The 12,915-nt window shown below is 51.8% G+C and carries 7 protein-coding genes; 5 read left to right on the top strand and 2 right to left on the bottom strand.

Features of this window, described 5'->3' with window-relative positions:
- Positions 1-73: 73 nt before the first annotated feature.
- The 3 genes from FOA19_RS16285 (at position 74) to FOA19_RS16275 (ending at position 6,001) form a co-directional block, all read left to right on the top strand.
- The gene (locus FOA19_RS16285; RefSeq protein ID WP_149091828.1) at positions 74-1,489 is read left to right on the top strand and encodes a glycoside hydrolase family 125 protein; all 1,416 of its coding nucleotides are present in this window, start codon (positions 74-76) and stop codon (positions 1,487-1,489) included.
- A gap of 248 nt (positions 1,490-1,737) precedes the next feature.
- Complete coding sequence (locus FOA19_RS16280; protein WP_149091827.1) at positions 1,738-3,936, top strand: GH92 family glycosyl hydrolase; 2,199 nt, start codon at positions 1,738-1,740, stop codon at positions 3,934-3,936.
- Positions 3,937-4,096: 160 nt separating this feature from the next.
- Positions 4,097-6,001: a glycoside hydrolase family 97 protein gene (locus FOA19_RS16275; protein ID WP_223808935.1), complete on the top strand. Its 1,905-nt coding sequence runs from the start codon at positions 4,097-4,099 to the stop codon at positions 5,999-6,001.
- Positions 6,002-6,068: 67 nt separating this feature from the next.
- Here the strand turns inward: FOA19_RS16275 and FOA19_RS16270 are convergent, their stop codons facing one another.
- Complete coding sequence (locus FOA19_RS16270) at positions 6,069-6,794, bottom strand: LytR/AlgR family response regulator transcription factor (protein WP_149091825.1); 726 nt, start codon at positions 6,792-6,794, stop codon at positions 6,069-6,071.
- A complete protein-coding gene (locus tag FOA19_RS16265; protein ID WP_223808934.1) occupies positions 6,763-7,482 on the bottom strand; it encodes a sensor histidine kinase in 720 nt (239 codons plus the stop codon). The genes FOA19_RS16270 and FOA19_RS16265 overlap by 32 nt, the downstream gene beginning before the upstream one ends.
- 801 nt (positions 7,483-8,283) lie before the next feature.
- On the opposite strand from FOA19_RS16265, the gene FOA19_RS16260 reads away from it, so the two are divergent.
- Both FOA19_RS16260 and FOA19_RS16255 read left to right on the top strand, forming a co-directional pair.
- Entirely contained in the window at positions 8,284-9,213 is a 930-nt protein-coding gene (locus FOA19_RS16260; protein WP_149091980.1) for an ABC transporter ATP-binding protein, read from the top strand.
- Positions 9,210-12,833, top strand: coding sequence for an ABC transporter permease/M1 family aminopeptidase (locus FOA19_RS16255; protein WP_149091823.1), 3,624 nt, complete (start codon positions 9,210-9,212; stop codon positions 12,831-12,833). Before FOA19_RS16260 ends, FOA19_RS16255 begins: the two co-directional genes overlap by 4 nt.
- The last annotated feature ends 82 nt before the right edge of the window (positions 12,834-12,915 follow it).

Raw genomic sequence — 12,915 nt, 5'->3', positions numbered from 1 at the left:
AGCTCAAGAGTCAAAGGAACAGCATCCGTTTTCCAGATTTTACATTCAGAATTTTCATTAGCGTACAACCCAAATGAATAGAAGAACCTTTATGCAGAGTTCGGCTTTGGTGGGAGCCGGCGTGCTTTTCAACCCCCAGTTTCTCTTCGCCTCGGCAGAATTCCCGGTAGTTCGGGTTTCTGCGGCAAAGCGGAATTTCCAGAGTAAGTCCGTGGACCAGGCCATTTCAGAATTTGCGAAGAACGTCAAGGACAAAGAGTTAAGCTGGCTGTTTCAGAACTGTTTCCCCAGTACCTTAGACACCACGGTAACGCACAAAATGGATGGTGGCAAACCGGATACCTATGTCATCACCGGTGATATTGATGCCATGTGGTTGCGTGACAGCTCGGCGCAAGTGTGGCCTTATCTGCAGTTTGCGAACAAAGATGAGAAGTTAAAGCAACTGATTGCCGGCGTCATCAACCGCCAAACCCGTTGTATTCTGAAAGACCCCTATGCCAATGCGTTCTACGGCGATGACACCAAAGTAGGGGAGTGGAAGACCGACCACACCGACATGCAACCTGGCGTGCATGAGCGTAAGTGGGAAATAGATTCGCTCTGTTACCCCATCAGGTTAGCCTACCACTACTGGAAAACCACCAATGACACCAAGCCTTTCGGTACGGAGTGGCAACAAGCGGTGAAAACTACGCTCAAGACCTTTAAAGAGCAGCAGCGCAAGCAAGACCTAGGGCCTTACAAGTTCCAGCGCACCACCCAGTTCGCTACTGATACGCTTTCCATGGCTGGGTACGGTAATCCGGTAAACCCGGTGGGGCTGATCTGTTCCTCTTTCAGGCCCAGTGATGACGCCTCGGTTTACTCCTTCTTGGTGCCGTCCAACTTTTTTGCCGTCGTGAGTTTGCGGCAGGCCGCCGAAATGATGGACAAAATCGCCAAGGATCAGAAGACCGCTAATGACATGACTGCTTTGGCAAAAGAAGTGGAAGCTGCCTTGAAGGACCATGCCATCATTGACCATCCCAAACACGGCAAACTCTATGCGTTTGAAGTAGACGGGTTTGGCAACCACTACCTGATGGACGATGCCAACGTGCCCAGTCTTTTGTCTTTGCCGTACCTAGGAGCAATCAGCGTTTCGGACCCCATTTATCAAAATACCCGCAAATTCGTGTTATCTGCCAGCAACCCGTTTTTCTACAAAGGAAAAGCCGGGGAGGGAGTAGGAGGACCCCACGTGGGCAAAGACATGATCTGGCCGATGGCGATTATCATGAGAGGCCTCACCAGCACCAGCCAGGAGGAAATCAAGACGTGTATCAACATGCTGAAGAACACGCACGGAGGCACTGGTTTTATGCACGAGAGTTTCCACAAAGACGATCCCAAAAAGTTCAGCCGTTCCTGGTTTGCCTGGGCCAACACCTTGTTCGGGGAGTTGCTCTGGAAAACCTACCAGGAATCGCCCAAGCTCCTGGCCTAAAGCCGGGTTTTACCAGGGGAGGATTGCAGGAGGGGCCCCCAACTTCCTGCTTTCCAAACCTTTTTCCTTCTGATGGGAGACCTTTCTCCTTGCCTTTCTGCACCAGAGTGTATTGCGCTGCATTTCCTCCTGCGCCTTTGAATCCCTTCAATTGAATTAGGCTTATCCTTGAGCTGTGTTCCATGCTCTTTACTTCTAGCTGAACCAGTTTTTTGTGAAAGCCCATCACCAGTTAACCTTTCCCCTAAATGAATACCTTCAAAACTACTTTGTTCTTGTTGGCGACAATTCTTTTAAGTTCTTGTGCTAAAACGATAAAGCCAACTACTGAAGAAATTGTTAAGACTGAGTCAACCAATAAGGGTTACACCCAGTACGTGAACACCTTTATAGGTACAGCCCCTTTGCTGGACCCGAAAATCATAGGCTATACCCCTCCTGAGGGCTGGCGCGTTTGGGCCGGATTGGTGTACCCGGGCAGTTCCCTCCCCAATGCCATGGTTCAGCTTAGCCCTATCACCGAGTATGGCTCCGGGGCGGGCTATGAGTATGAAGACACCCTCATTCATGCCTTCACGCACACCAACAAAGGCCATTGGAACCTCTGCAACATCCCCGTGCTGCCCGTCACCGGAAGCACCCAGGGCAAAGATGCGTTTTACTCCAGGTACTCCCATGACCAGGAAAAGGCCGCTCCGGGTTTTTACGGGGTTTTTCTAAAAGACTACCAAATCCAAGTAGACCTCACGTCTACGCTCAGAAGCGGCTTTCACCAATACACGTATCCCTCCAGCAAGGACCGCAGCATTGTATTTGACCTGGCCAAAGCGAACAACCGCGTCAGAAAGTGGAGCATCCAGCAAGTAGGAACTAATGCCGTGCAGGGGCACCAGGATGTAGGGGAAAAGATCTACTTCTACGCCACCCTCAGCACGGAGCTAAGCAGCCTGGATAAAAGAGGTGAGGACACAAGGAAGGGTCTGGCTATTCTGCACCTGAAGGATGGGGGCAATGCTACCGTTGACATGCGCATCGGGCTTTCATTTGTGAGCGTGGAAAACGCGAAGCAGAATCTGGAAAATGAAATAGGAAACAAATCGTTCGCTACCATCCGGAATGAGGCCGATGCTACCTGGGAGAACCTGCTCTCAAAAATCCAGGTAAAAGGAGGCACAGACAAACAAAAGGGATTATTCTACACGTCCTTGTACCGGTCTTTTCTCTGGCCAGCCTTACGCAGCGATACCAATAAAGAGTATACAGACGCAAAAGGAAACAGAGCGAAAGCCGATTTCAACTATTACACCGAGCCTTCCCTTTGGGACACCTACCGAAATAACCTCATTTTACTGGGCCTTGTTTCTCCTGAAGTCACGGTAGATGTGATCAAGTCGCTCAAAGACGTGGGTGATAAAACCGGCTTCATTCCCACCTTTTTCCACGGCGACCATGCCGCTCCTTTTATCGCCGGATCTTTCGCCCGAGGGTTAGACGGTTTTGATGTGAAAGCCACCTATAACCTGCTCTTGCGAAACGCCAACGTGGAGGGCGGCGCGCGGCCTTACATTACCGAGTACATCCAGAAAGGCTTTATCTCTGACCCCGATGTGGCGAACCCCCACGTGGAGACCAAGGCCAAAGCCGGCGTTTCCAAAACCCTGGAGTATGCTTATGATGATTATTCCCTGGCTCAGTTGGCCAAGGCCTTGGGCGATACGGTGAATTACCGGGTGCTCATGAAACGGTCCCAGAATTACCGGAACATGTTCGATACCAAAACCAGGTTCATGCGGGGCCGATTGGCCAACGGTGACTGGATCAAAAATTTCAATCCGCAGTATCCGTACTACGAGTACATGTACCGCGAGGCGAATGCCTGGCAAGTCTCCTTCTTCGCTTTGCACGACATGAAAGGACTGATTGGCCTGTACGGCGGCCCGAAACCTTTTGAAGCAAAACTGGATTCCCTGTTCACCTTGCCCTGGAATCCCAACCACATCGCCAGAAACGTAGAGAGCATGATTGGGCAGTACTGCCACGGAAACCAACCCGACCACGAGGCGCCGTTTTCCTACTACTTTATCAATAAACCCGAAAAATCACAGCAGATGATTGATCGCATCATGAACGACCTCTACGGCATTGGAGAGGACGGATTGGCGCTCTGCGGCATGGACGACTCCGGCGAGATGTCATCCTGGTACGTCTTCAATGCCCTGGGCCTGTACCCGTTCTCTCCCGCTGATGATGAGTACCTGGTCACGGTCCCCATCTTTGATGAAGTAACCTGGAAACTGCCGAACGGAAAGCAGGTTCAGATCAAGAAACAGGGGAAAGACCGTGCCTTGAAATCCATCCTGGTGAATGACAAAGCCCAGAAAGGGTATTTCGTCTCCCATGACTTATTCCGGAATGGAGGCGAATTAGGCATTGTCACAGGCAATTGATTTTGAGCCTCAAAATGCCAAAACCCTGCCCATTATGAGAAGGCGTTTTAGGGTTGTTTTCCATAAATCGGGCATAAAACTCTCAAGTGATATCCTCTAATAATCTACAGCGCATTCCTAGATGGTAAAACAAGGTATTTCTACAATTCTGTTTCTGTGCTTGGCGGTAACAGTGCAGGCCCAGCGGTATAGCTTGTTCTCCCCAGACAAAAAAACGGAGGTCAGGCTCATCGTCTCAGATAGCGTTTCCTATGAAGTACTTGCCGATGGTAAACACCTGGTCATTCCTTCAGTCATTCACCTGGAAACAGATTTTGGGCTGGGGAAAAATTCCAAAGTAACAAAGACCTCCAAGCGGTCGGTGAACCAGGTGCTGCACCCAGTGGTGTGGCAAAAAGGCAAAGACATTCAGGATCATTTCAATGTACTGAGCCTGGCTTTTTCAAACAATCTGAGGCTGGAGTGGCGGGCCTACAACAATGGCGTTGCCTGGCGCTGGAGCATCAACCAGAAAGGCCCTTCTAAAGTGATGGGTGAAATTGCCTCGTTTCGCTTAAACCAAGCCGAAAACGCCTGGTACCCCTTAGAGGATGAATTCTTCTCCCACAACGAGCGGGCGTACCATCAACTGTCCCTGGACAGCATCAGCAGCAAAAGTCTGGCGAGCTTGCCGGCCCTTTTCAGTGTCCAAGGAAAGAAGGTATTACTCACCGAGGCTGACCTTCTCAATTATGCGGGCATGTGGCTTCGGGGGAATGGGACAGGCGGAGTAAAGGGAGTGTTTCCGTATCACCCCAAGGAAACCAAAGTGGAAGGAGACCGGAATGTGCGGGTGGCAGAGCGGGAAAAATTCATTGCCCAGTTTCCCTCTCCGCAAACGCTTCCCTGGCGCGTGATCATGGTGGCCCGTAATGATGCGGAGTTGCTGGTAAACCAATTGGTGTACCAACTCTCCAGCCCTGCCCAAGGGGATTTCAGTTGGGTAAAGCCCGGCAAAGTTCAGTGGGACTGGTGGAACGACAACAACATCACGGGGGTAGATTTCAAAGCCGGCGTCAATACCGAAACCTACAAGTACTACATTGATTTCGCTTCCAAGTATGGGTTGGAATACGTGATTTTGGATGAGGGCTGGAGCGACACAAGGGACTTGATGAAGCAGATGCCGGGCATCAACATAGAGGAACTGGTTACTTACGCGCAACAAAAGAACGTGAACCTGGTGCTTTGGGCCAATTGGCTCGCGCTAGACGGCCCTAAACTGGAGCCTACGTTGGATCAGTTCGCCAAATGGGGAATTAAGGGAATCAAGGTTGATTTTATGCAGCGCGACGACCAGGAGATGGTCAAGTATTACATCAGGGTTTCAGAGGCGGCGGCCAAAAGAAAAATGCTGGTGGATTTTCATGGCACCTACAAGCCCACAGGACTTTACCGCACCTACCCCAATGTGCTTTCCTACGAAGGGGTGCTTGGCCTGGAGCAAAACAAGGGGAGCGATATTGTTAACCCCGAGCATAATGTGACCATTCCCTTCATCCGGATGGTCGCCGGGCCCATGGATTACACCCCTGGTGCCATGCTGAACGCCCAGAAAGACATGTGGAAACCCGTTTGGTCAAAACCTATGAGCATGGGAACACGGGTACACCAATTGGCCATGTATGTCATTTACGAGAGCCCGCTTCAGATGCTCGCCGACAATCCTACCCACTACAACAGACAACCCGAAGCCATGGAGTTCCTGAGTAAAGTCCCTACTGAATGGGAACAAACCATTCCCTTGCAGGCCAAAGTAGGGGATTATGTCTTACTCGCCCGAAAAGCCAAAAACGGGGACTGGTACGTAGGCGGCATGACCGATTGGTCGGAACGAGAGCTGCAGGTGGATGTATCGTTTTTAGGAGAGGGAGACTACACCATGACGGTGTGGAAAGACGGGGTAAACGCCAACCGCAATGCCGAGGATTTTAAAATGGAGAAACTAGAGGTTAACAGGCACTCCTCCATTTCGGCCAACTTGGCCAAAGGGGGAGGTTGGGTAGCCCGTTTCAGCAAGAAGTAATTTCACCAGATTCAAGTTTGCCAGTCAGAAAAAATGCTGAAGGGCATTTAAGGAAAAGATTTTTTCCTTAAATGCCCTTCAGCATTTTATAAAAAGCATCGGCGTAGGTATCACTGATGGGGATGATCTGGTCCGCAATGCTGATCCTGTTTTTTTCAATATGGGCAATCTTGTCAATCGCCACCATAAACGACCGGTGCACGCGCGCGAAATTCTGAGGCGGCAGCAGTTCTTCCAATCTGGCGAAGCTGGTTAAGGTCATGATCTTTTCCTGCGCAGTGTGCACCCGAAGGTAGTCCTTCATGCCTTCTATGAAAAGGATGTCCTTTGTAGCGACTTTCTGAATGCGGTGGCCCACCTTCAGGAAAAGGTACTCTTGTTCGCTTTTAGGCTCGCCGGTTACTTCTTTCTTAGCAGGTACCTGATTAGCGTTATGCTCCTGGTACAGCCGTAGCACTCCTTTGTAGAAGCGTTCAAAAGAGAAAGGCTTTAATAAATAGTCCTTCACCTCCAACTCAAAGGCTTTGAGCGCATATTGGTCGTAGGCCGTAGTCAGGATGATCATGGGCTTGGGGTTCAGCAAGGGGATGAAGCTGAGCCCATCTAGGTCCGGCATGTTGATGTCCAGGAAGAGCAGGTCGGGTTTGTCTTTTTTCAGGTTTTCCGCCGCTTCCAAAGGGCTCATGAACGTTCCTTTCAGCTCCAGAAAAGGGACTTTGGCTACGTATTCTTCCAGAATCTCCTGAGCCAAAGGCTCGTCATCAATGATGTAGCAGCTGAGTTTCTCTTTCATGGACGTGCGCGTGCGTACCGTTAATTTCCAGGTTTACCCCAAACGTTTCCCCGGTGTTGTGTATCTCCAAGCGGTGCTGCTCAGGGTATTGCAATTGCAGTCTCTTCTGGACATTAGTCAATCCAATACCACCGGGTTCCTCCACCTCCATTTTCTTCTGGTGAGTACCATTTGGGTTCTGAATCTGAAAGGTAAGCGAATCGGCTTTTATTTCCACCCGCACCTTTATCGCACCGGGCTCCAGACGGGCGGGACTGTGTTTGTACGCGTTTTCCAGAAGGTGAATTAGCAGCAGGGGGGCAATCTCACAGGTTTCTGGCGTACCATCTATGGCCAAATCAACTACCGGCGAGTTCTTGTACCGAAGCTGCTGCAATCCAATATAATCCTGCAGGTAGTTGATCTCCCGGGTAAGCGGCACCGTGGGCGCGTTGGATTCATAAATCATATAACGCATGAGGGAGGCCAGGCGCAAAACGGCTTCAGGGGCCGTGGGGGCTTGTTTGTAGACTAGCGTGTGGATGTTGTTGAGGGTGTTGAACAAAAAGTGGGGGTTTATCTGTGATTTCAGGTAGTGCAGTTCGGTTTCCGCCGCCTGTTTCTCCAACTGCTCTTTTCTGATGGTATTCAGTACCAGCGTCTCGGTGACCCGGGCCAGCCAACTGAGAAAGAGAAAGATGGGAACCATGGTCAACAGCGATACGGGATAATATCCCAAGAACAGGTCCCATGTACCAGAAGTTTTAGGATGTAAAATCACGAATGGGAGAGGGCCGGTGAAGAAAATTGCTGCCAGCTTTTGAAAATATTCCCTATTCCTTTTCTGACCTGAGTGCAGGGTAAGGAGATAGAAGTGGCTGTAAAAAACATACAAGCACGTCAGGATAAACCCTGTAGTCAAGGGAAGCCAAATCGATGGGTCATCCGTCCGCAATTGCAGGCTCACCAAAGAGGTGAAAAGAAGCCAGACGAAGAGATGTACCAGCCTGAAGATTTTTTTGACTCTCTGCATAGAACAAAGATACCTTTTCCCCGCAGCCCCTGCACCTCTACTCGACCAGTTCCTTTTCTCCATCTACGAAAAGCAAGCCCCAACCTGCCAGTGCACTCACGGGTGAAAAGCCGCCCTTCGTCGATTGCTTTCTAGCGCCTGCATATCAGTTTTTGTGCTTTGTTAGGAAGACGGTTCTTTTACCCAAGAAAGGAGTGGGAAAGGATTGTCATTCCATCTCTTTCCTTAATTAAGATGGAAGGTAATACAAAGTACACATCCCCTTTTGTCATCCTAAAAGGATCTTGTGGGCGAACTAGAATGACATTTAGGTAGCATTACTACCGTCCGCAACCAAGTTCCTTCCAGGGCGACATGGAGGGTGAATTGATCACAGCCGATTTTCTAGAAAAACGGAGCGTCTGTTTTAAGGCTGTTTTCTCAAAATCAAGCCGAAAAACAGAAAGAGCAATATTCCACTGCAAAAGCATGAAAAATATGGAAAACCAGACCGAGAGCCTGCTGATTAGGAACGTATCTAAAACCTATGCCAACGGCGTTCAAGCATTGAGTAACATTTCGCTGACCATTCCGCCCGGCATGTACGGCTTGCTGGGACCTAACGGGGCAGGCAAATCTACGCTCATGCGCACCTTGGCCACGCTGCAGGAGCCGGACCAGGGGCAGATATTTTTAGGAGAGTTGGATGTGGTGAACCAAAAGGAGGAAGTGCGCCAGAGCCTCGGCTATTTGCCGCAGGATTTTGGGGTGTATCCGAAAGCCACTGCCGAGGAGTTGCTGGATTACTTTGCGGTACTCAAAGGCTTCACTAATCGGGCTTCCCGCAAGGAGGTGACCGAGGGCCTCCTGAAACAAACCAACCTCTGGGAAAATCGCAAACAGAAACTAGGCGGCTACTCGGGCGGCATGCGGCAACGTTTCGGGGTAGCGGTCGCGCTATTGGGCAATCCCAAACTCTTGATTGTGGACGAACCCACAGCTGGACTGGACCCCGCCGAGCGCATCCGGTTTTTGAACCTTCTGAGCGAGTTGGGCGAGAGCAGCGTGGTGATTCTCTCCACGCACATCGTGGAAGATGTATCTGCACTGTGCACCAACCTGGCCATCATAGACAAAGGAAAGATTCTACTAGAGGCGCAAACGCAGGAAGCGGTGGCTGCCCTGAGAGGGAAAGTATGGCGTACGCTCATTGAGAAAAACAAGCTGACTGCCGTAGCGCAGGAGCACCAGGTCATTTCTGCCAAGTCCCTTGGTGGGCGCACCCTGGTACACGTGTATAGTCCGGTTGACCCCGGCAGCGGTTTTGAACCGGTAACGCCAGACCTGGAAGATGTGTACTTCAGCGCCATGACCGGGGTGCAGGGGCAACACGCATTGGCTCAAGAAGTGGAGGAGGTACAGCCATGAAGTTCCGGAAGATTTTTCACCTGGAGTTTACCTACCAACTCCGGCAGGTGTCTACATGGGGGTACTTTGCGGTGGTGTTCGTGCTGGCGTACCTCTTCCTGACGGCTAACTTTGCTTCTGATGCGCGAGAGGGGTATGTCCTGCTCAATGCGCCCATTGTTATTGCAGCCGTCACTGTGTTATGCTGTGTTTTCTGGCTGTTGATGAGCGGGGCGGTAGCGGGCGATGCGGCTGCCAGGGATGTGCAGACACGCATGTTCTCCCTTACCTACACCTCGCCCGCCAGCAAAAGGGACTACCTGGGCGGACGATTCCTGGCAGCCTTTCTGCTCAACGTACTCGTGCTGCTGTCTATTCCGGCGAGTATCTTCCTGACCATCTATTTCACGGGCATAGAGGCCGAGATTTTGGGTCCGTTCCGGCTATCGGCCTACCTCAGTTCCTACTTCTTTCTGGTGTTACCCAACGCGTTTATTACCACGGCTATCCAGTTCTCTATGGCGGCGATTACCCGCAAAGCCATGGCCAGCTACCTGGGCGGTATCCTCCTTTTTGTAGCGGCCTACGGGGTGGGGCAGGGGTTGGGCGTGATAAAGGGCCCTATAGATTGGGGAACGCTCGTGGACCCCATGGGTTTTACGCCGGTGCTGAGCCATTTAAGCCTTGAATGGAGCCCCTTGGAAACGAATACGCGCCTTCTGAAACTGGAGGGAGCATTTTTAGCAAACCGTATCCTTTGGTTATGCTTGGCTATGGGCATGCTGGCGTTCACCTATTTCCGTTTTCAGTTCATTTTACCCGAAACAGGCCAGAAACGGAAGCAGGCACTTCAGCCCACTTACACAAAGGCTGTACTGTCGTGGCTGACCTGGGAAAAAGCCGAATCATTGCCGCAGGGGAGGGGAATCTTCAACTCCACAACCCACCTGCACCAGTTAAAGCTTCTCACGTTCAACTCTTTCTGGGCATTGGCAAAAAGCAAGTCTGGGCTACTACTGTTGGGGCTCATTGCGTTGGTGATAGGCTTCGCGATGCCTGGGAATTTAAAGACCAAGGGAGTTCCCCTGCTACCCAGGACCGACCAGGTGTTAACGATCTTGGCTGCTCCCTTCACCGAGCCCGGAAAGTTCTGGATAATCATTTTCCTACTCGTTATTTTCTACGCTGGCGAACTGGTCTGGCGCGAACGGGAAAGTGGCCTCCACCAGCTTTCTAATGCGGCACCTGTGCCCGAATGGGTTCTATTCCTAAGCAAATATTTATCGTTGAGTCTCATGCTGGTGGCCGGCCTCGTTTTTATGCTATTTTCCGGAATTATGGCCCAAATCGGAATCGGCGGAGCCGAGGTGGAGGTAGGGCTGTACCTGAAAGTGCTCTTTGGGTTCCAGTTGGTAGAATGCCTGCTCTTTGCCTTGCTGGCGTTGGTGGTGCACGTGGTGATCAATCAGAAATACATAGGTCATTTGGTGATGCTTCTTGTTTTTGGTCTCCTGATGTATGCCCCTAGCTTGGGGCTGGAGCACAAGCTTCTGGTGTTCGGGTCTAGTCCTAAATGGTCGTATACCAGCATGGGTGGTTTTGGCCCATCGGTGGTGCCGTGGCTGTGGTTTAAAGCCTATTGGGTGGCGTGGGCGCTGCTGTTTGGTGTGGCAGCGAGGCTCCTTTGGGTCCGTGGTCAGGAACAAAGTGTAAAGGCGCGTCTTCAGTTAGCGCGTCGCCGGTTTACCCGCACTACCGCGTTGACCACGGCGCTAGCAGTGGGAGGGATTCTCCTGTTGGGCGGCTATATCTTCTATAACACCAACGTGCGGCATGACTACCTCAACTCCTCGGCCTTAGCGGCGCAACGGGCAGCCTACGAGCAGCGTTATAAACAATACCAGAACGTGCCCCAACCTTTGCTCACCGGTGTAAACCTGCAGGTAGAAATGTACCCGTCCCAGCGGATGGTGGAGATAGCGGGCACTTACCTGTTGGTGAATAAGAGCCAAGAGCCTATTGATTCGGTGCATCTGGCGCCCGGGGCAGGCGTGGAAACGACATCGGTTCACTTTGACCGGCCCACCAGGGAGGTGCTCCTGGATGAAAAGCTTGGCTTCCGCCTGTACGCCCTGGTTAAGCCTCTTCCCCCTGGCGATTCGCTGCGCCTCCGATTTCAGGTAACCTATAACCCCCAAGGCTTTACCAACAACGGAGCCGATGCGCAGGTGCGGGAAAATGGCACCCACTTCCGGAATATGGAGTGGCTTCCGGTCATCGGGTACCAGCCCTACAGGGAACTAGATGAGGCTGCCGCCCGGAAAATGTATGGCCTGGCACCCCGCCCCGCCACTGCCTCGCTCTACGATGTGGCCGCCCGACGGTATGCCACCTTTCCTGAGCGCATCAGTTTTGAAGCCATAGTGGGTACCGAAGCCAACCAACAGGTGGTGGCGCCGGGCACCTTGCGCCGGACCTGGACCAAAGACGACCGCCGCTACTTCCATTACGTCACAGAAGCACCCATCCGGAATGAATATGCTTTTTACTCGGCAAACTACGCACTGCAAGAGGGAAAATGGCGTAACTCATCGGATGGCCTGGGGCAGGAGGTCTCCATCCAGATTTTCTACCCGCCGGGGCATACAAAGAACTCTAAGCAGATGGTCAAGAGCGCAGTTGCCTCACTGGACTATTACACAAAGCAGTTTGGGCCCTACCCGCACCGTCAACTCCGCTTTGTGGCACATCCTGGGTACAGTTTCGGGAACCACGCTGCGCCCATCAACATTACGGCGGAGGAAGGATTTTTCCTTCTAGATCCGGAGGCGGATGAGCGGGGTTTTGACCTAGTAACGGCCGTGGTAGCGCACGAGGTAGCGCACCAATGGTGGGGAAACCAGCTCAAACAAGCCTATGTAGAAGGAGCAGGCCTGATTTCCGAAAGCCTTGCCTGGTACTCTGCCATGGGCGTTCTGGAGTCAGCCTACGGACCAGCGCACAAGAAGAAGTTGTTAAACTTTCTGATGGAGGAGTACGAGAACCCGCAGACCAAAGCTGCCTTGCCGCTCCTGCACGCCGATGACTGGTACCAAAGTTATCGCAAAGGCCCCATGGCGCTGCATGCGCTGAGCCAGTACATCGGTAAAGACCAGGTAAACGGGGCCCTCCGTCGCTTGCTCCAAAAGCACCCTCCAGGCAAGGTTCCGTTCGCCACTTCCCTTGACCTTTACCAGGAACTGCAAACGGCCACCCCAGACTCGCTCCAGTACCTGCTCCACGTTCTCTTCAAGGCCAACACCTTTTGGGATCTTAAGGCAAACCAAACTACCGTGAAGCAGACCAAAGCGGGCACCTGGCAGGTGACCCTTAACGTGCAGGCTCGCAAAACCGCGGTCAGCGAAGCCGGGTTGGAAAAGGAAGTTCCTCTAAAGGATTGGATGGAAGTAGGAATTTACGCTCCAGCGAAAGCGGGGGAGGAGCTAGGCAAACCTCTTTACCTGCAGAAGCACTTAATTCATTCTAACCAGCAGACCATTACGGTAACTGTGCCAAACAAGCCGGCCCAAGCAGGCATAGACCCAAATCATCTTCTGATTGACTGGAACCTGAGGGATAATGTAGCCGAGGTAAAAATGTAACGTCGTTACCCTGTAACGACGTGTCTCCTTGCAACAATAACGGCTCCTCTAGTACATACCTTTCTTTTGGCCATGAAGAGTG

Origin of the sequence: Rufibacter hautae, from assembly GCF_008271695.1 — a bacterium.
In the GTDB taxonomy this organism is placed as follows: Bacteria; Bacteroidota; Bacteroidia; order Cytophagales; family Hymenobacteraceae; genus Nibribacter; species Nibribacter hautae.
This window is presented reverse-complemented; position numbering and strand designations above follow the sequence as displayed.